Annotated in this window: 20 protein-coding genes; 5 read left to right on the top strand and 15 right to left on the bottom strand. The window is 43.1% G+C overall.

Annotated features, from left to right (window positions below; translation table 11 throughout):
* The first annotated feature begins 220 nt into the window (after nt 1-220).
* A complete protein-coding gene (gene parE / locus IG80_RS0103870) occupies nt 221-2,185 on the top strand; it encodes a DNA topoisomerase IV subunit B (RefSeq protein ID WP_032112648.1) in 1,965 nt (654 codons plus the stop codon).
* A gap of 95 nt (nt 2,186-2,280) precedes the next feature.
* Here the strand turns inward: parE and IG80_RS0103865 are convergent, their stop codons facing one another.
* The 10 genes from IG80_RS0103865 to tatA all read right to left on the bottom strand — a co-directional run bounded on the left by IG80_RS0103865 (nt 2,281) and on the right by tatA (nt 9,903).
* Nucleotides 2,281-2,730: an NUDIX hydrolase gene (locus IG80_RS0103865; RefSeq protein WP_032112647.1), complete on the bottom strand. Its 450-nt coding sequence runs from the start codon at nt 2,728-2,730 to the stop codon at nt 2,281-2,283.
* Nucleotides 2,731-2,808: 78 nt separating this feature from the next.
* On the bottom strand, nt 2,809-3,744 hold the full coding sequence (gene secF / locus IG80_RS0103860; RefSeq protein WP_032112646.1) for a protein translocase subunit SecF: 936 nt from the start codon (nt 3,742-3,744) through the stop codon (nt 2,809-2,811).
* 15 nt (nt 3,745-3,759) lie between these two features.
* Nucleotides 3,760-5,349, bottom strand: coding sequence for a protein translocase subunit SecD (gene secD / locus IG80_RS0103855; protein WP_032112645.1), 1,590 nt, complete (start codon nt 5,347-5,349; stop codon nt 3,760-3,762).
* Entirely contained in the window at nt 5,346-5,702 is a 357-nt protein-coding gene (yajC, locus tag IG80_RS0103850) for a preprotein translocase subunit YajC (protein WP_052045982.1), read from the bottom strand. The genes secD and yajC overlap by 4 nt, the downstream gene beginning before the upstream one ends.
* 81 nt (nt 5,703-5,783) lie before the next feature.
* Entirely contained in the window at nt 5,784-6,671 is an 888-nt protein-coding gene (locus IG80_RS0103845) for a M23 family metallopeptidase (RefSeq protein WP_198027164.1), read from the bottom strand.
* Nucleotides 6,672-6,681: 10 nt separating this feature from the next.
* Complete coding sequence (gene surE / locus IG80_RS0103840) at nt 6,682-7,434, bottom strand: 5'/3'-nucleotidase SurE (RefSeq protein ID WP_032112643.1); 753 nt, start codon at nt 7,432-7,434, stop codon at nt 6,682-6,684.
* 12 nt (nt 7,435-7,446) lie between these two features.
* Complete coding sequence (gene serS, locus IG80_RS0103835; RefSeq protein WP_032112642.1) at nt 7,447-8,736, bottom strand: serine--tRNA ligase; 1,290 nt, start codon at nt 8,734-8,736, stop codon at nt 7,447-7,449.
* The gene (gene tatC, locus IG80_RS0103830) at nt 8,724-9,515 is read right to left on the bottom strand and encodes a twin-arginine translocase subunit TatC (RefSeq protein ID WP_032112641.1); all 792 of its coding nucleotides are present in this window, start codon (nt 9,513-9,515) and stop codon (nt 8,724-8,726) included. The genes serS and tatC overlap by 13 nt, the downstream gene beginning before the upstream one ends.
* Complete coding sequence (locus IG80_RS0103825; protein WP_032112640.1) at nt 9,499-9,732, bottom strand: Sec-independent protein translocase subunit TatA/TatB; 234 nt, start codon at nt 9,730-9,732, stop codon at nt 9,499-9,501. The genes tatC and IG80_RS0103825 overlap by 17 nt, the downstream gene beginning before the upstream one ends.
* Before the next feature lie 15 nt (nt 9,733-9,747).
* Complete coding sequence (gene tatA / locus IG80_RS0103820; protein WP_032112639.1) at nt 9,748-9,903, bottom strand: twin-arginine translocase TatA/TatE family subunit; 156 nt, start codon at nt 9,901-9,903, stop codon at nt 9,748-9,750.
* A 306-nt stretch (nt 9,904-10,209) separates the two neighbouring features.
* On the opposite strand from tatA, the gene IG80_RS0103815 reads away from it, so the two are divergent.
* Nucleotides 10,210-10,806, top strand: coding sequence for a hypothetical protein (locus IG80_RS0103815; protein WP_032112638.1), 597 nt, complete (start codon nt 10,210-10,212; stop codon nt 10,804-10,806).
* Nucleotides 10,807-10,956: 150 nt separating this feature from the next.
* Here IG80_RS0103815 and IG80_RS0103810 read toward each other — a convergent pair whose 3' ends face one another.
* The 5 genes from IG80_RS0103810 to argS form a co-directional block, all read right to left on the bottom strand.
* Nucleotides 10,957-11,943, bottom strand: a complete 987-nt coding sequence (locus tag IG80_RS0103810) for a phospholipase D-like domain-containing protein (protein ID WP_232224316.1) — start codon at nt 11,941-11,943, stop codon at nt 10,957-10,959.
* Nucleotides 11,944-12,290: 347 nt separating this feature from the next.
* Nucleotides 12,291-12,953 carry a site-2 protease family protein gene (locus IG80_RS0103805; RefSeq protein ID WP_032112636.1) on the bottom strand — a complete coding sequence of 221 codons (663 nt, stop codon included), beginning with the start codon at nt 12,951-12,953 and terminating at the stop codon, nt 12,291-12,293.
* Nucleotides 12,953-14,014: a beta-N-acetylhexosaminidase gene (gene nagZ, locus IG80_RS0103800; RefSeq protein WP_052045980.1), complete on the bottom strand. Its 1,062-nt coding sequence runs from the start codon at nt 14,012-14,014 to the stop codon at nt 12,953-12,955. Before nagZ ends, IG80_RS0103805 begins: the two co-directional genes overlap by 1 nt.
* Nucleotides 14,015-14,038: 24 nt before the next feature.
* Nucleotides 14,039-15,430 carry an SPOR domain-containing protein gene (locus tag IG80_RS0103795; protein ID WP_032112635.1) on the bottom strand — a complete coding sequence of 464 codons (1,392 nt, stop codon included), beginning with the start codon at nt 15,428-15,430 and terminating at the stop codon, nt 14,039-14,041.
* Nucleotides 15,430-17,175 (bottom strand): arginine--tRNA ligase, encoded by a 1,746-nt coding sequence (gene argS, locus IG80_RS0103790; RefSeq protein WP_032112634.1) that lies wholly within the window; start codon nt 17,173-17,175, stop codon nt 15,430-15,432. The genes IG80_RS0103795 and argS overlap by 1 nt, the downstream gene beginning before the upstream one ends.
* A gap of 356 nt (nt 17,176-17,531) precedes the next feature.
* Here argS and IG80_RS0103785 point away from each other — a divergent pair, with 356 nt between their 5' ends.
* From IG80_RS0103785 to IG80_RS0103775, 3 genes are all read left to right on the top strand, one after another.
* Nucleotides 17,532-18,500, top strand: coding sequence for an SPFH domain-containing protein (locus IG80_RS0103785; RefSeq protein WP_032112633.1), 969 nt, complete (start codon nt 17,532-17,534; stop codon nt 18,498-18,500).
* Nucleotides 18,501-18,503: 3 nt separating this feature from the next.
* Nucleotides 18,504-18,956 (top strand): NfeD family protein, encoded by a 453-nt coding sequence (locus IG80_RS0103780; RefSeq protein ID WP_032112632.1) that lies wholly within the window; start codon nt 18,504-18,506, stop codon nt 18,954-18,956.
* Between the two features lie 109 nt (nt 18,957-19,065).
* Nucleotides 19,066-20,025: a helix-turn-helix domain-containing protein gene (locus IG80_RS0103775; protein ID WP_032112631.1), complete on the top strand. Its 960-nt coding sequence runs from the start codon at nt 19,066-19,068 to the stop codon at nt 20,023-20,025.
* Nucleotides 20,026-20,050 lie beyond the last annotated feature (25 nt).

Raw genomic sequence — 20,050 nt, 5'->3', positions numbered from 1 at the left:
AGAGTGTAGCAGAGATCTACGTTAGGTTAAGGCAAAATCTTGATGAAAACGAGGCTTTTCCTTACTCAATTTAGTTTTGAAGAAAAACTTGAGACAACTCGGAGCCTGAACTCTTGGGTCAAAATCAAGGGAGGCAATAGGGAGAGAAGTACACTTTTCTTATATCAAGCCGAGAGTAATGTCATTTATAAATAATTTTTTAATTTAGTTTGAAATATCCATGTCAGATTTGTTTCGCCAGCCCACCGTCGCAAAAAAGAGTGAATATACCGCCAAAGATATTGAGGTACTGGAAGGGCTAGAGCCCGTTCGTAAGCGCCCAGGGATGTACATTGGTGGTACGGATGAAAAGGCACTGCATCATCTCGTAGCCGAAGTCTTCGATAACGCTATGGACGAGGCGGTAGCAGGACACGCCAATCGTATTGAAATTCGTCTGGAAAAAGAGAACTTTGTGTCGATTCGCGATAATGGTCGCGGAATCCCAGTTGATCCTCACCCAAAGTTTCCTGAGCTTTCAGCCCTTGAAGTCATCTTTACCACTTTACATTCTGGCGGTAAGTTTAATACCAATGTCTATCAAACATCCGGTGGATTGCACGGGGTGGGTGTCTCTGTGGTTAATGCCCTTTCTGACGTAGTCGAAGTTGAAGTTGCGCGTAACCGGCAGACCTGGAAACAAACCTATAGTCAGGGGAAGCCAACCTCCCTCTTGCTGCATAATGAAGAGCCTACCAACTGGCGTGGAACCAGAATTCGATTTCATCCCGACCCTGAAATTTTTGGTGATTTGCAATTTAAACCCTCACTGTTGTACAAGTTGGCGCGGGCAAAAGCTTATCTCTTCAAAGGGGTAGAGATCAATTGGGTATGTGATCCGGCCTTAATTAAGGATGAGAAAACACCCGCTTCAGCAAAATTACATTATCCAGAAGGCTTAAAAGACTATCTTAAGGATATTGTGGGGGAAATTCCAACAGCTATTGAAGGTTTTTTCACAGGAGAAGGAACCTTTACCAGTGCTGAAGGGCGCGTTGAATGGGCGGTGGCCTGGATGGCTGATGAAACTTTTGAGGGCTGGGCATCCACCTTTTGTAATACGATTCCTACGCCGCTAGGGGGAACCCATGAAAATGGTTTTCGGCAAGCATTAAGTCGCGGTTTGAAAGATTATGCAGAGCGTATCGGCAACCGAAAGGGGAGTCAAATCACCGCTGATGACGTTTGCGGTGGAGCCGGGATTGTTCTTTCTTGCTTTATTGCGCAACCTCAATTCCAAGGACAAACAAAGGAAAAGCTTGTCTCGAGTGAAGCACAACGTCTTGTTGAAAATGCGGTAAAAGATCATTTTGATTTATGGTTAGGATCTCACCCTCAGGCAGCAACAGCGCTGGTTGAACATGTGATCAATCGGTCAGAAGAGCGGTTGAAACGCCGTCAAGCCAAAGAAGTGGCGAGAGCCAGTGCGACACGCCGCCTTCGTCTTCCCGGAAAGTTAGCCGATTGTTCTTCCAATAACCCTGACGTATGCGAATTATTTCTGGTCGAAGGGGATTCTGCCGGTGGATCGGCCAAGCAAGCTAGAGACCGACAAAAGCAGGCGATTTTGCCATTGCGAGGAAAGATATTAAACGTCGCCAGTGCGACGCCAGAAAAACTCAGGGCTAACCAAGAAATCTCCGATCTCATTCTGGCATTGGGCTGTGGATCAGGTAAAAATTGTAACCCAGCTAAACTGCGTTATGGTAAAATTATTATTATGACAGATGCTGACGTGGATGGCGCCCACATTGCTTCATTATTGTTGACATTTTTCTTCCGCGAGATGCGCGCGATCGTTGACGCAGGGAATGTCTTTTTAGCGCAACCACCCCTCTATCGTTTAACCCATAATGGCAAAACGGTTTATGCACAAAATGATGTGGAAAAAGATAAACTCCTCAAAACACACTTTAAGAATGCCGCCAAGGTTGAAGTTGGTCGCTTTAAGGGGTTGGGGGAAATGCTTCCCGTCCAGCTGCGAGAAACAACAATGCATGTGGATAAACGTATTCTGCAGCGGGTTGTCATTATAGAAGGCGAGGCTCTTGAGAATTTCGTTGATCGCTTAATGGGAAAAAATCCAGAAGCGCGTTATACCTTTATTCATGAGAATGCGAATTTAGTTGAGGATGTTGACCTTTAGGTTACATCCAATTCTCATCTATTTGGAAAAATTTGCAAATGAGACGAGCCACAACCGATTTGGGGAAATGAGGAGCAAGAGAGTTTAAGCTATTTTCAGAGCAGGCCCGTCTCAAAGCCATATTCTATAAAGAGGCACTCACCGCCATTAAAACAATGATTTATGGCAATTTTCAAATAGTCAATTGTGTTGTCAGGAAGCGCATCTTTGTCAAAAAAAGACCAACCAGCACACTTATCTGGCTCACTGTTTTGGATCTCGCCTTGCCAGGAATCACATACAAAGAAAAAATCCACATTGGTGCGATCCATTTTTCGATACATAACGGTGGAAAGTTTTAGATCTGTTGGCTGTAATATGACGCCTGCTTCTTCATAAACTTCACGGATCGCGGCTTGGACAACAGTCTCGTTTTCTTCTACATGGCCTGACACCAGGCCATACCAATCATTCATCCAAGGGGTATTTTGCCTAAGGCCAAGAAGAATGGAATTTTCCTGTCTAAAGAGAACATACACACTCGGAGTGGCATTAAAACGTTGCATGATGAGTCTTTCTTACTGAGGGAAGAAGGAGCAAAAAAGTGGCAATCTTCCTTAAAGGAGATTACCACAAAAACGTCTCTAATGGGCGATCTTTTCCTTTGGAGCTTCTTCTCCTCGCTTGACGTTGAGATATAATAACAACGGAGCTGCCAGACAAATGGAGGAGAAGGAACCCACTAAAATACCAATGATAATCGGCAAGCTGAAGCTGGAAATAACTTTGCCGCCCCAAATATAGAGCGCTAATAAGGCCATCAATGTCGTTGAGGCAGTAAGAACCGTTCGGGAAAGCGTTTCATTGATACTCTTATTGATGAGGTCAGCCAGTTCCATTTTACGGTATTTACGGATGTTTTCACGAATACGGTCAAAAATAACGATGGTATCATTAATAGAGTAACCCGCAGTGATCAAAATCGCAATAATCGCTGTTTCATTAAACTCAAAAGGCAAGACTGAGAAAATCCCTAAAATGGCGATAGTATCATGGGCCAGAGCAACAATGCCACAAACCGCAAATTGCCATTCAAAACGGATCGCAATATAGACCAACATAGCAATAAGGGCGAGACCAACAGCTTTCAAACTGTTATTGATAAGCTCATTTCCAACCTTGGGTCCTACGGTTTCAATACGGCGATAGTCGCTTTTGTCACTGAGTACAGATTTAATAGCAGATATAGCTTGTTCTTGAGCTGCTTCTTCAGAAACACCCTCTTGCGCTTTTCTTTCCACTCGAATCAGGAGATCATTTTCGCCGCCAAAATTCTGGATAGAAGCATCACCCAGATTAAGTTGATTGATTTTATCGCGTAAGGTGGGGATGTCCGGCTTTTCGGGCGTTCGGACTTCTATAATATAACCACCTTCAAAGTCGATACCGTAGTTTATCCCTTTTACCATCATTGTCGAGATCGTCCCGATAATGATAACGGCAGCAATCAAAAAAGTAACAAGGCGAAAGCCGACAAAGTTAATTTTTAAATCGTGCGAAACTAGTTTAAGCAAAGCCATTTTTTACTCGCTGTTTTAAATAGGCAAATTGGTGATTTGTGACTGACGACGCAGCCAAGTTACAACAAACAAACGGGTCAGTGAAATCGAGGTGAACAACGAAATCACAATACCAAGAGCTAGCGTAACCGCAAAGCCACGGATAGGACCAGTACCAAATTCAAATAAGACTGCTGCCCCGATCAGGGTGGTCAGGTTTGAGTCAATAATTGTCGTGAGTGCCCGTTTATAGCCAGTTTCAACCGCAGCTACAGGTCGTAAGCCATGGCGGAGTTCTTCCTTAATTCGTTCATAAATTAAGACGTTCGCGTCCACCGCCATTCCGATAGTCAGCGCAATTCCGGCAATACCGGGAAGTGTCAGTGTTGCCTGGAGTAAGGATAAAGCGGCAAACAAAATAATCAGATTAAAGGCAAGGGCCAGGTCGGCAAAAAGGCCAAAGAGTGAGTAGTTAGCAAACATAAATAAAGCCACCAAAACAAACGCACAAATGGTTGCAATCTTCCCATCATGGATGGAGTCAGCGCCCAGGCTTGGGCCGACGGTGCGTTCTTCAATCACATGCAAGGGAGCCGGTAATGCACCTGCGCGCAATAATAGAGAGAGTTCACTGGCTTCTTTGTTGGTGAAGGAACCGCTAATGACCCCATTACCATCCACGATTACAGCAGAGAATTGCGGTGCACTAATAATCTTGTTGTCGAGGATAATAGCAAAACGACGCTTTAAGTTTTGTGCCGAAATTTCAGCAAACTTCCGAGCCCCCACGGCATCAAATTTAATGGAGACGGCTGGTTTTGCTTCTTCAATTCTAAAACGGGCATCGACTAAATGGTCGCCAGTGATGGAGACTTGCTTTTTAACCGCTAGATAACGGATGTTGCCATCATGCATGGTTTCAGGTAATGCTTCTGTGTCGGTTGGAATGGCAACAGTTGGTCTGCCATTGGCATCAACAGGAACTGTCCCCACATCTTCGTTGACAAGTTGGAAGCTAAGCTTTGCTGTACGACCAATAAGACGCTTCACTTCAGCTGGGTTTTCAACCCCGGGAAGTTGAACGATAATACGATCGCTACCTTGGCGTTGGATTAAAGGTTCTTTTGTGCCAGATTCGTCAATACGATGGCGGATAACTTCGATGGATTGTTCCATCGCAGCTTTTGCACGGTCATCCACCATTTCTGGTGTCATAGCAACGGTCATTCTGCCGTCTGATTCTGAGGTGATCTTTGCACCGTGAACCAGTTTAGTAATCGTTTTTTCAATCAATTGCTGTTGGCTGGGGTCGCGTAATACAAATGTGACAGATTTTTTATCTGTTCCCAGGACAAGCCCTGTATAGCCAACTTTTTCCTTGCGTAAGGTATTTCGCACGTCGTCAAGCATGTTGTTGGTTTGATCTTTAAGCACACTTTTTAGATCAACTTCCAGCTGGAGATGGGACCCACCTCTAAGTTCTAACCCGAGGTTAATAGTGTTTCTCAACCATTCAGGCATTTTCTCTAGCTGCGAATTGCTCAACATATTAGGTAATGAAAAGAGAATGCCAAAGAGGCAAACGCTTATAATTAACCAGACTTTCCAACGTGCGATATAAATCATCCCTTATTCCTTTTCCACATTAGGTTTGGATGTAGTTTTTTCTTTTTTTCAACAATATCACTATTCGCTGCTTCTGTTTTTACCAAAACTTCGGCAATCATTGAGCGCAAAATACGAACGCGGACACCATCAGCAATTTCCACAAGCAATTCTTTATCATTAGTCAATTTGCTAACTGTGCCAATAATGCCACCATTAGTAACAATTTTATCGCCGCGACGAATCGCAGCCAACATTGCTTGATGTTCACGCATTTTTTTTTGCTGCGGGCGAATTAAAAGAAAGTAGAAAATACCAAATATTAAAACAATTGGTAAAAAGCTCATAAAGTCAAAGCCTGCAAGTTGCGGCATGAAAAACTCCTCTATTCTATATCTGGTAAAAATCCTTAGTCCCCCCAAATGAGGCGTCTAAACTTTATTAATGGCTTTACCTTAGTTTAAGTATTCGTTCGGATCAATTGGAGTTTTTCCATTTCTGATCTCAAAGTGAAGTTGTGGCTCTTTCACATTGCCTGTTTTGCCCACAGTACCAATCTTGTCACCCGCGCTAACTTGTTGACCTTTCGTAACTTTTATATCGTCCAGGTGTGTATAGACAGTCATATAACCATTGGTATGCTTAATAAGAATAATATTGCCAAGGCCTGCCACTTGATTACCCGTATGGGCGACAACACCGTTGTTAGCAGATTTGACAGGAGTCCCTTTAGGGGCACTAATGTTAATCCCATCGTTGCCGGTTTTACCAGGTTTAAAACCTTTGACAATTTTTCCTTTTACCGGCCAGCTATACAAACCAGCGGAATGGGGAATGCTGGCTTTAACCTTAGTTTTGCCGGCAGTTGCTGGTTTTTCAGCGTCTATTCCCTCCCCCTCAAGATCATGATCAGCTGATGCATCTATCGTCTCTGTGTCATTAAGGGATTCTGAGGGAAGTTGATCTTGGGCCGCTGGTTCGGTGCCTTTAATCGGTTCTAAGGTTGTGACTTCAACATCGCCTTTCATTTCTGTTGAGCTGGCTGCTGGTGCATCAAAGCTGTCTTCAACGTGTTTTGCTGAGGTTGCTGCGGTTTTTACCAACAATTTTTGGCCAACAAAAATTTTGTAAGGTGGTTTCAGGCCATTGAGACGGACTAATTCCATTTTGTCCATACCAAATTTCTGAGCAATGCTCGAAATGCTCTCTCCTTTACCAACTCGGTGGTAAGGGCTGATACTATGGTCATACTCAATGTCAGCAGGACGATGAGTTCGTGAAGAGCAGCCGGCAAGAAGAAGTAAACTGCTGATGCAGGCCAAAACTGAAATTTTTGAGGTCATCTGATTTACCTTAGCAAAATACATTTTCAAGTTTCTCAAGTGTTTGGTAATGGGTTAGATCAAGGGTTAAAGGAGTTACCGAAATATAGTTATGAGCAATGGCTTCTAAGTCAGTACCGCGGTCACCCATTCCATTATAGTTAATTGCACCAATCCAGTAGTATTTTTTGCCCCGTGGGTCTGTGCGTTCTTCAAGCTCGTCTTCAATCTGACGTTGGCCTTGCGTGGTGAGACGAATACCGTTGATTTCTTTTTGCGCAATATTGGGGAAATTAATATTTATTAATACATTGCTTGCTAACGACTGATTCAACAATTGTTTTAAAATTGTTGGTGCATGATGTTCAGCTGTTGCCCAGTGGGCTGGGTGACCATAATTGACGACTTGGCTCAAAGCAATAGAGGGGATCCCTAAAAGCGTTGCCTCCATAGCAGCAGCTACAGTACCAGAATAGGTGATATCCTCAGCTAAGTTAGCGCCATAATTCACGCCAGACAGAACCACATCGGGTTTCACATCTTTCATGAGGTGATTGACCCCAATCATGACACAATCCGTTGGCGTGCCGTTGATAGCAAATCGCTTTTCGGAAATCTCGCGGATTCGTAAAGGATCACGCAACGTTAATGAATGGCTGGCGCCGCTTTGATCAAGCTCAGGCGCGATAACCCACACATCATCGGAAAGGGTACGGGCAATTTTCTCCAGGATGCTTAATCCAGGACCTAAAATGCCATCATCATTACTTAGTAGTATACGCATGTTTTTATTTTATTACTTTTTTTCAATGAGTTCAATGCCGCCCATATAAGATCTTAACGCTTCTGGGACGATAATAGAACCATCTTGTTGTTGATAATTTTCTAAAATTGCGACCATGGTGCGGCCAACCGCAAGACCTGAACCATTCAAAGTGTGAACAAATTCAGGAGCTGGCTTTGGATTTTCCGCCGTTGCACGGGCACGATAGCGGGCATTCATACGGCGTGCCTGAAAGTCACCACAGTTAGAGCAGCTTGAAATTTCGCGATAAGTATTTTCGCTTGGTAGCCAGACTTCGATGTCATAAGTCTTTTGGGATTGAAAGCCCATATCGCCCGTGCATAAAGTCATCACACGGTAAGGCAGATCAAGGCGCTTAAGCACTTCTTCCGCGGCTCTTAGCATGCGCTCATGTTCTGCCGCTGATTCTTCTGGGCGAGTAACGCTGACCAATTCAACTTTACCGAATTGGTGTTGACGGATCATGCCGCGCGTGTCTCGGCCGGCAGCACCTGCTTCGGAACGAAAACAAGGTGTGTAGGCAGTATACCGTAAGGGGAGGGCCTCTATTGGTTGAATCGAATCGGCCACCAGGTTCGATAACACAACCTCAGCTGTTGGAATCATCCAGTAGCCCGTTGTCGTCTGGAAAAGATCTTCTTTGAATTTTGGCAAAAGACCTGTGCCATAAACAGATTTTTCGTTGACAAGCAAGGGAGGAGACACTTCCACGTAACTAAACTCTCGGGTATGAATATCGATCATAAAGGCGGCAAGCGCCCGTTCTAGACGGGCTAAATCCTCGTAAAGAACGACAAAGCGTGAGCCTGAAATTTTAGCTGCCACTTCAAAGTCCATCAATTGCAACGCTTCGCCGATTTCAAAGTGTGATTTTATCTCAAAATTAAAGGTTTTTGGAAGACCAAAGCGGCGAATCTCAACGTTGCCTGTCTCATCTGTTCCGAGAGGGACATCCTCGGCGGGAATGTTAGGGATTGTGGCTAGTTCCTGATTGAGTTGGTCTTGAAGTTGGTGTGAGAGACCTTCAAGCTCGCCAATTTTTGCCTTAATTTCTTCTGCTTGTTTGGCAAGATTGCTTGTGTCGTCACCTTTTTTCTTAGCTTCTCCAAAGGATTTAGCAATCTGATTACGCTGGCTTTGGAGGCTTTGAAGCTCAGTCAGGAACTGGCGGTTCTTCTGATCAATTTCCAAAAGAGCTGCCGTAATGGGGGATTTACCCCGGCGAATCAAAGCTTTGTCTAACAATTCTGGTGCGTTTCGAATAATTTTCAGGTCGAGCATGGATCCGCTTCTTTCACATTTTTCCTACGTTCAATTAATTTTACCATCAGAATAGATAAGCCGTAAAGTGCGACGAGTGGCACAGCAAGACCGATCATGCTGAGAATGTCTGGTGGTGTTACTATAGCCGCAATTGCAAAAATAATCACTATGGCAATTCGCCAATATTTAATTAATGTACTGGAATGAATAAGACCAACACTCGCGCAGACGCTTATCAAGACTGGTAATTCAAAGCTAACGCCAAAGGCTAGCAATAATTTCATCACAAAACTTAAATATTCAGCCACCCGTGGTTCCAGTTGAATGGGAAGGCTTCCACCCGTTCCAGGCGTCTCAAAGCTTAAGAAAAAACCATAAGCAGCAGGGAAGATGAACTTATAGGCAAAGATTATACCAGCTATAAACAAAACGGGAGTGGCTACCAATATTGCGCGCAATATTTTTTTTTCGTCTTTATACAAGCCGGGGGCAATGAAGAACCAAATCTGACTAGCTATAAAAGGAAAACTTAAGAAAAACCCTGAAAATAGAGAGATTTTTAAATAGGTGATAAATGCTTCACTTAAACCAGTATAAATCAACTTACGCTCAAGTTTTTTCTCTTGCAAGAGATCCCCTAATGGCTGCAGCAAGAATTGAAAAATCGTCTCGGCAAAAGGGTAGCAAGCCGCGGTGAGAAGCGCGAAAATAATGATGGAATAGATAAATCGCTTGCGCAGCTCTAACAGGTGTGCAAGGACAGGTTGGTGGCGATTATCATTACTTGTTTGTGTCATGGGCTGCTGATGTGGGTAAGGATTGCTCGTTATGTTGGGGAGAAGTTGGTGTCGCAATCGCCGCTTCGACATATTCTTGCAGTTCTTCGCGATGTTGCCTCAGCTTGGCAAAAAGTTTGCCCAAATATTGTAATACCACGGGGAGCTCTTTAGGGCCAAGAAAAATAACCGCTACAAGCAATAAGAGTAAAATATGTGACCAAGCAAAATCAAACATCAGAAAATTTTCCTTTTACTTCTGAGTATCGTTGTCGGCGTCTTTCATGCCATCTTTAAAAGCTTTAATGCCTTTGGCAATATCACCCATCACTTGGGGGACTTTACCGGCACCAAAAATCACAAGAACAATAACAAGTAATAAGATAAGATGGCCAAAACTGATTCCCATAGTAACTCTCTGATTTAAAAATATTTTTGTTTATATCACCCAGGGGTGCCTCATTATAAAATGGGAGAGAAAGTTTCTCCCGTTTCGTGTCAGCCTCGGGCCAGAGGCAGGATGACACCATGTGTTTTTAATGAGGTGATCCTGTTATATTTTCTTAATGTAGTTACTTTGTATCAATAAATCAAATTGAAGTAAATCCCTATACCTAAAATAGAGTATCAAAGCCATTAGAATATTGATAAAAAACTTGACAAAAACCCCTAAAATATTGCATTCCAATTTTCTCAACTAAGAAAGGAAAGTCTTATGTTAACACGGATAACTTGGGTAATTTTATTGCTTGCCAGTATGTGTGAGCCTTTAAAAGCCAAGGAAATTGGAATAGATCGAGAGGTGCTTGGGGAGAAAATTGTAAGAAGTAGATATCCTATAAATGATACCAGATTTGGTAATATCGACCAAAAACTATATAAATACTTAAATGATAAAGGCGACTTATCTTTTAAGTCTGACTTCGATGAAGTCGACAAGGGCATTAAATATCTTACGCAGCTTGCTAAATATGGCGGTATAAGGGTGGAACATTGCCTAACGCATACAGAAACTTCGGCACTTCTTCATCTTCTCCTCATTGGTATTAACCTTTTCAAGGGAGAAAATGGCCTGCCAAAACGGCCAGAGTATGGCTTAGAGCTCCTCAAATTATATGCGCAATATCGCCATCCTCTTTATCAACGAGAAACTCAAGAGCTTTTTAAGAAGATTTCTAGAAATCTAAAAGAATACGATAGTAGTCGTTTTTTAAATGATCTTGCTCAAGTAATCGCTGATACTCAACTTAAGAGTTCTCCGCATCCTTCTAGTATTTTCCTCATTCCATGGAGATATAACCGCGTCACATAAATCTCAGGGGCTTGCCCTACCGCGATGGATAGCATAAAAGTGGGCATAAGCCCATTTAATGGGTTCAGGTAGGGCGTTAAGCAGTAAAAAAAGGAATACTCCGTAGCATAAACTACGGAGTTAAAGAATTTTAGCTTTGCGTAAATTTCTTTAGTGACGATCTGGATTAATTGTTGCTTGGGCCCAGTCTTTCTCAAATTGATCTTCCACTATGGCTATTTGCTCAGGGTTCTCAATTAAAATGCCTAGTTCCCGAGTCCCGTCAATAGCTGGTGTATAAAAATTACCAGAGCCGAGGTACATTTCCTTACCATCAACGATAATGATTTTTGCATGGACATAAAGCTTTTCAAATAGTCCAATATCTACACCTGCCTCTTTCATAAGGTTTTGATTAGGAATATTTCGATCTATCTCTTTTCCAAAAGGAAAAGGCATCATTAAGACCTGAACTTTAACACCCGATTTTGCCGCCCTACATGCAGCTTCAGCTAATTCTTTATCTTGAAAATCTTGTTGATAAATCTTAATTTCTCGTTGAGCTTTATTAAAAAGGCTGAGAAAGGTATTTCTTTGATGATCTGGACCGAAAACGAGAGGCCTGTTTTCAGGAGTTACATCCTTATCATTAACATCCGCCACAAATACTCTAAGCATTTCATCTATGATTGGTATTTGAAGGATTGGAACTGCAAAATCACGCGCTGCTGGAATATTTTTTTCTGGAATCCCATCGAAAGACTCAGCGTCAAGATTTCCTGTGGAAATAAGCCCCCATTCTTTATCAACAACAATCATTTTAGAGTGAGCCTGGTTAAAACGGCGTTTAGGGAGTGTGTAAACTGTGGCGAATTCTTTGAAAGCTTCAATCGGTGATTTTACATTGGAACTCCCTGCGTGTTCAAAAATAAAATCTTCTATCAGCAAATTAATTTTAACATTTCTTTCATGTGCTTTTTTGAGACTATCTAGGATAGCAGGATCGGAGAGTTTATATGCTGCCATATGTATGGTTTCCTCAGCATTATTAATAGCATTTATCCAAGTCTTTCTACCAACATCCGGCATCACAAACACGGCATTGTCATGCCAATCCGGCGGCGGCGCAGCAGTTGCCCCAAAACTAAGAATAGCCAAAAATAAGAAAGGAAAAATTTTCTTAATAGAGAAATGCATGTAGATTAACCCCCTTATACTCCAAGATCATTTTAAATGTGAACATCATAAGTACTTGCATTTTATAATAGATTAGATGAAGCCTTTTCCAGTTATTTTTTGGTTTCTTTTCACTTATACCCAAACAATCTGAACGTCCGGAATTATGGTGAGTAGATATGTGGCGGCTTTTTAGGCAAAAAAGAGACTCATCGTTGGCCCTCTTTGAGGAGTTTTTCCCAAAAATTGGACCCCCTTAGGGGCCCTTAGGGCAAAACAAAAAACCATATATTTTAAAATCAGATTGACAAGCATCGCAGTGTCTTTTTTTACCACACAATAAAAAACAACACAAAACTCGCCAATATATTATAAATCGGCCCGAAAATCATCATTAAGGGGTTAAAATCAATTCCCAGTGGTTGCAATAGCGTTGGCAGAAGAAGCAAACCCAAAATAACCAGCATGCCATAAGGCTCACTCTTGCTATGCACATCGGCAAGGTGTCGTGGCAGCAAGGTGTTGATCATACGGCCACCATCGAGTGGAAGAATAGGCAGCAAGTTAAAGGTGGCCAGTACTAAGTTAATGCGCATTAAAGCCACTAATACATCATTCCCAAAAGTTTCCCCAGTTGGGTTGATATGGGTGAGGAGGCCGGCGACAATTGCTAATAAAATATTCATGGCAATGCCAGCAAAAGAGACGCAAAACTTGCCCAAGCGATTGGGGTGCAGATTGTTCTCGTTAACAGGTACCGGTTTGGCATAGCCAAAAACTAAGGGACTTCCCGAAAAAAACATAATTGCTGGTAAAATGAGAGTGCCAAATAAATCAGCATGAGCTATCGGGTTAAGGGTTAATCTTCCATATTGCTCAGCTGTGCGATCGCCAAACAATCGGGCAACATAACCATGCGCTGCTTCGTGCAAGGTGACGCCAATAATCAAGGCAATAAGGGTGGCAAAAATGGTGATATGCTGATCTGTCATTATTTTTCCAGGTAGCTTTTAATGTGTAAAGTCAGTTTTTCAACCAGGGCTGGTTCTGATTCTTCTGTGTGGGAGATCACTTTTGCAACAGACGCATTGAGGCGCTCAAGAGCATCTGCAGAAAGAGGTGGACAACCGACAGCAACATCAATCATTTCTTCAAGGTTGCCGCTGCAGTGCAGGACGACGTCGCAGCCTGCTTCTATGCTGGCAGCAGCACGTTCCTGGAAAGGCCCAGATAACGCCTTCATCGTTAAGCAATCACTAATCAATAGGCCGTTAAAGCCAATTTCATCGCGGATGACTTTTTGAATTATATTGTAGGATTGTGTTGCGGGTGCTTTTTCATCAATTGCATCATAAACGATATGGGCTGTCATTCCCCACGGATAGGATAAATTTTCGTAAAGTATGTGGTTACAGATTCCTTTGAAGGGCAAGAAATCTACTTCATTTAGCTCTTCTTCTGATGTTTGTATGCGGGGGAGCGATTCATGGCTATCAACCAGAGCTCGTCCGTGTCCTGGGAGATGTTTGATAACACCAGTCACTCCAGCCTTTTCAAACCCACGCAAGACACTTAGACCCAAAGCTGTCACAATTTCGGGTGATTCATGAAACGCACGGTCCCCAATAATCGGATGTGTTTCTGGAAAAGAAAGATCGAGTATTGGCGCACAATTCACATTGATCCCCATGCGAATCAACTCAATCCCCATGAGATAGGCATTGGTTTCTGCGCACCATGTGGCAAGATCCAAATCATCATCAGCTATTTTCCCAAAAACAGCAGGAGGAGGATATTGACGCCAGTGGGGAAGTCCCAGACGGGCGACACGTCCACCTTCTTGGTCAATTAAGATGGGGACATATTCGTGATTAACACAGCTTTTAAGTTGTGAAATTAATGATTCAATCTGCATTGGGTTATCGCAGTTACGCGAAAACAAAATGAACCCCAATGGTTGAGTGCGTTTATATAAATCAATTTCTTCAGAGGTGAGTGCGGTGCCTGAACAACCGAAGATAACAGATTTTGGTAAAGGTAAATCGTTTGTCATATGCTACTTTTAAATTTTGTTCCATTAATTTGGCTGATGTAAAACAATGCCCTTAACTTTATGTATTTTAAGTTTATTGCTAAACTGAGCCGCCGCATTGGGAGTGCCAAACCCACCGATTATGACACGGTACGAGGGTTTTTTATTCCCGCTAATAATCACTTCTTGAATTGACAAAGTTTTGTCAGTAAATAAATTTTGATCTATCCCCTTGATCCTTTTGACTTCTTTTTCCGCATCGGCTTTAGTTTCTACGGTTGCTACTTGCACCTTATAAGGTCCTGTTGCAATCTTTTGTTGAGGCTTGTCAGTTGCCTTTTGGGGCGTAGGAGCAGCAGGGACTGTGATGCCCATTTCTTGTTCAATCAATTGATCTAGAACATCTTTATCAGGAGTAGCTGTTTCGGTGTGCGGCGGTGGCGCTGCGATTGGGGTGGGCATTGGAGGTCCCGCTTGGTGACCTACTACAGGCAGAGGCTGCTGCGCTGGCGCCATTCCAGCATGTTGCACAGAAGGAAGTTGCTGCTGCTGGACCAATGGCTGCAGTGGCGCTTGCTGAACAGGAGAGGTGGTTGGCGCTGGGGCATAACCTGGGGGAGCCGGGTATCCCTGTTGTATTGGTTGGGTCACAGGCACGGTAGGATAGGGCTGCTGCCCAGCTGCTGATGGCGGCATTGTTCCTTGTTGTTGCGGTGCCATTGGTTGTGGTTGCATTGCTTGTGGATAAGCGTTTCCTGCAGGATTGGAATACTCAGTGTAACCAGCTGCGGGATCATGTTGAGGCGCTTGATATACTTGAGCAGGTGGTTGGTGAGGCGCTGGGTAGGCATAGTAAATTTGCCCATTGGCATCCACAAAAGTTTGGGGTTGTCCTGGATATTGCATTTCAGGAGAGGGGGGCGCAATTGGCTGTTCTGGTGCGGGCAATAAGTGTTCAATAGGTTGGTGTTGCTCAGGCGCTATTCGGCCATAAATAAGTTTATCCTGATGCGGAATTACCATCCCACCTGGATTGTCCGGGCGCACCTTAAAAGGGGTCGGTTCTGCTTTAATGAGGGGGGGTTCGCTATGATGGGGGTTACTTGCCCAACGATAGCCAAACCAACCTACCACACAAAGAATGAGAAAAATGCACGCAATCAGGACAAAATTGATCGGAGATTGGCGTTCTTGCCATTCTTCTTCATCTTCGGTTTGGGTGAATTGGCGTTCTTGTTCTTTGAAAAAACCCAGATTACGGATGTCTCGATCGGGGCGATGTTCGCCTTCAGGGCCTTCTCGCTCAGCCGCAAATTCAAAGCGACTCGGCTGGGATTCTTCCTCATTAAATGACGCTCTTAAAGAGAACTCGCGTTCAGGCCGCTCCCAAACATTCTGATCTTCTCGTTCTGTTGAACGTTGCGTAAATGGTCCCATTAGCGCATCTCCTCTACAGGCGTAATACTAAATAACGTTAACCCACTTGCTAGTACAATCGCAACTGCCTTAACAAGGGCGAAGCGAGCCATGGTTAAATCTTGTTTTTCTGGATCAATAAAGCGCAGCTCAACATTATCTTTTCCTTTGTTCCAAAGGCCGTGGAAAATTGCCGCTACCTCATAAAGGTAATTGGTGATACGATGCGGTTCCCGAGTAAGGGTTGCTGCTTCAACTTGGCGCGGCCATTGGGCTAAGAGCTTCATGACGGCTAACTCATTATCATCAGTGAGTAAGGCAATATTTGCTTTTTCCAAGTTCTCTAAGGTACCAAACAAGTTTTGTCCATGACGCAAAACGGAATGCGCTCTGGCATGGGCGTATTGTACATAAAAAACAGGGTTGTCCTTTGATTGTTCTAAGACTTTTACTAAGTCAAAGTCAATGGTCATGTCTTGCCGACGTGTCAGCATGATAAAGCGCGTGACATCTTTACCAACTTTATCAACAATATCGCTAAGTTTAATAAACGTGCCTGCCCGTTTAGACATCTTGACTGGTTGGCCGTTTTCTAAAAAGTTGACCAGCTGACAGACTTTGACCTCAACGGCAGCTTCGCCATTGGTGATAGCCTTTGTTGCTGCTTGAATTCGTTTAATATAGCCACCATGATCCGCGCCTAAAACATCAATTAAGCTTTTAAAGCCACGCTTATATTTGTCATAGTGATAGGCAATGTCAGTGGCAAAATAAGTCCAGCTACCATTGGATTTTTTCAAGGGGCGATCTACATCATCACCGTAATCAGTGGCTCGGAAAAGTGTTTGCGGACGTGGCTCCCAATCATCCACATCATGGCCTTTTGGTTTTTCTAAAACCCCTTCATAGATGTCACCTTTCGACTCAAGAGTCTTGAGTACCTCTTCAATTTCACCCCGTTCCACAATGGCTTGTTCTGAGCTGTAGACATCCATGGTGATGCCAATTTTGGCAAGGTCATTTTGGATCAGTTGCATCATGGCGACTAAAGTGAATTGCCGGATAGGCTCTAGCCAGAGGCTCTCGTCGGCATCGGCAAAGCGCTTTCCAAATTCTTGCGCAAGCTTGCTACCCACTTCGATCAAATAATCACTGGGATATAACCCTTCAAAGCGAGATTCATCAATGATCTGGCCAAGACTCTGCAGATAACGCAAATAAGCAGATCTAGCAAGGATTTCCGTCTGACTTCCAGCGTCATTAATATAATATTCCCGCGTGACTTTATAGCCGCTTTTTTCTAGTAAAGCAGCAATCGCATCTCCAAACACGGCGTTGCGTCCATGGCCTGCATGCATTGGGCCAGTTGGATTAGCGGAGACATATTCAACGTTAACAGGCATGCTTTGGCCAAGATCATTGGCTCCATATTCGAGACCCTCTTTTAAAATCACTTTGATTTGGTCGCGCCAAATATCTGAATTAAGGCTAAAATTAATAAACCCTGGCCCAGCTACGCTAGCGGTTGTAATTTCAGGCAGCGCCGTTAATTCTGCCACGATGAGATCAGCAAGCTCACGCGGTTTTTTCCCTGATGGTCCCGCCAAAACCATGGCGGCATTCGTAGAAAAATCACCAAAACTTGACTCTTTGGGAGATTCAACAGTCACCTTCTGGAAAGAGAGGTCATTTGGTAACGCGCCATTTTTTTGTAGCTTGTTAAGGATTTGGATCACTTTTTGGTGAAATACTGTAAACAAATTCATGTGTCAGACTCTTGAGAAAAAACATACTATGATACCTAAAATATTTGAAGCTGCCGATTCTTAATTGCGCCACGGAGGTTGTGTTGGCTCTATCTAAGTTTTGATAAATTCACAACAATCTGGAACTTACTTTTATTTGGGCACTTCTTAAAGGATCGCCTTTTATGGGCGTTGTGTCCAAACAAAAATGACGTCAACTCTGCTGGCCATAATCTGGTCTCTTCAGGTTGTTTTGGTATATATTTACTTTATTTTAATACTTGCATTCTAATATTAAAGTCAATTAAATCACTTTACTGATACGAAAGTAAATATTTTTATATAACATTATAAGCATTTCTCCTCGGGGGTTTCAGATGACTGAAATAGTTTTATCTCTTATCGTTTTATTGGTGGTTTTTATTGTCTATTCAACCATTAAGACAGTTCCGCAAGGTTTTGAATATACGGTGGAGCGATTTGGTCGTTATACCCATACGATGGCTCCTGGATTTCATATGATCATTCCGTTTGTTGATCAGATTGGGGCAAAGGTAAATATGATGGAAAGCGTCATGCAAGTGCCTTCTCAAGATGTGATTACGAAAGACAATGCGGCTGTGACAGTGGACGGCATTGTCTTTTATCAGGTATTAGATGCTGCCAAATCCGCCTATGAAGTCTCGAATTTAGAGCAAGCAATTTTAAACTTGACGATGACAAATATCCGTACGGTTATGGGGTCAATGGATCTTGATGAATTATTATCGCATCGTGAAGTGATTAATGCACGATTGTTGAGTGTTGTGGACGAAGCAACAAGTCCTTGGGGTACGAAAGTGACTCGTATCGAAATTAAAGATATAAAGCCACCCCGAGATTTGGTGGATTCGATGGGCCGCCAGATGAAAGCAGAACGCGAGAAACGGGCGTTGATTTTAGAAGCAGAAGGGGAACGTCAGGCAGCTATTTTGGCTGCTGAAGGGGATAGACAATCCAAGATTTTAAAGGCAGAAGGCGTCAAGCAATCAATGATTCTTGAGGCAGAGGCCAGAAAAGAATCGGCAAATCGTGATGCAGAAGCGCGCGAGAGATTGGCCACAGCAGAGGCGCAAGCAACAACAGTTGTCTCGCAAGCGATTGCTCAAGGTTCCACCCAGGCAATCAATTATTTCGTAGCGCAAAAGTATGTGGAGGCATTTAAATCTTTGGCGGAATCCCCTAATCAAAAGCTTGTGCTGATGCCAATGGAAACCACAGGGATATTGGGGACTATTGCCGGCATTGCGGAGCTTACTAAAGAGGCATTCCACTCCCATGAAGACCACTCAAAAAAGGGAAAGTAAGTCATGGATTTAACAGTTTGGATGCCGCTTGAATTTTGGCATTGGTTGATTCTTGGGCTAGCATTCCTTGGAGTAGAGTTGTTGACTTTAGGAGCCTATTTTTTATGGATAGGGGTCGCGGCCCTCATGACAGGCGGGCTTGTATACTTATTGCCGCTTACTCCTATTGGCCAAGTAATTCTTTTTGCTGCCTTAGCAATTTTGCTGATAGGGGGAAGCCGTAAATTTTTGACGCGTTCTCATGAGAAGTCAGCACAAACGGGTTTAAATCAAAGGGGAGCGCAGTTAATTGGTCGGGAACTTGTTTTGGAAGAGCCTATTTTTCAAGGAAAAGCGCAAGTGAGTATTGGAGATTCCAAGTGGATTGTTCACGGGCCCGACTTAGCTGCAGGGGAAAAAATAACCGTTATCCGCGTCGAGGGGGTTATCTTAATTGTGACCCCTTTAGAAAAATAGAAAAATTTCAATAATTTCACATTTTGTATAAACTTTTTAAGTTGAATTGTTTTTAAAATCCTGTTTTATATAGAATATATCATATCTTAAGGTGTAATCGGGGAATTGTATGGGGCCAAACAATCAGGCACATGAAATACAATCTCAAACAGAAACTGACGACAACGAAATCTATTCTATTGGCCGGCTTTTGAGAGAAACCCGCGAAGAAAAACGCTTAACGATTGCTGAAGTTGCTGTTGAGACAAAGATTAGACAAGTTTACATTAAAGCTATCGAAGAGGGTGCTTTAGAGAGTCTTCCTGGAGAGATTTACAAAGTCGGCTTCATTAAAAGCTATGCGAGCTTTCTGGGATTAGATACTGTAGAAATTCTACGGCGCACTGGATTACACGAACAAGATGTACAAGTTAGTTATGCAAATAACACATACGTTACTCCCACCGAATATCAGCGTCATCCTAATAAAAAAATCTTATACCTTTCGCTTGTCGGTGTTCTTGTCTTTAGCATTTTCGCTTATATAATTCATCATTCAGATAAGAGAGGGACAGCTGTTGTCCAAGAAACCTTGTCAGAGAATAACACTGTACCCGACGTTGAACGACTTGACCCAGGTGTTTCTTTAGAAAGTTTGGAGGCACCAGCTACAGCCGAGATAGAGAAAGAAGAGCAACCGCTTGCGCCTCATCTTGATTCATCGCACCTAACTACTCCTGAGATGCCAGCCATGAAAACAGCATCCTCAGTTCCTGAATCACCCCAAATACCTACCTCAGCTCTTGATGAAAGCTCTATGTCAATATCGGAGAATGATGTGATGTTAACGGCGGTAAAAGATACATGGGTGCAGATCCTAGATGGTTCTGAAAAGACGGTGTATGTTCGCCTTATGCATGCAGGCGATACTTATAAAGTGCCAACAAACGGTATTCATACCCTCAACACCGGGAATGCAGGTGGCCTTAAAATCACTTTGAATGGTAATAACACAAAGCTTTTAGGAGCGGATGGCCAGGTGATTCGTGGTGTTCTTCTCACAGAGTCAGGGTTGAAATCATTTTATTAATTAGTTTTACCCATATTTCAAACTT

The sequence above is a fragment of the Candidatus Paracaedibacter symbiosus genome, from assembly GCF_000757605.1.
GTDB lineage: Bacteria > Pseudomonadota > Alphaproteobacteria > Paracaedibacterales > Paracaedibacteraceae > Paracaedibacter_A > Paracaedibacter_A symbiosus.
This window is presented reverse-complemented; position numbering and strand designations above follow the sequence as displayed.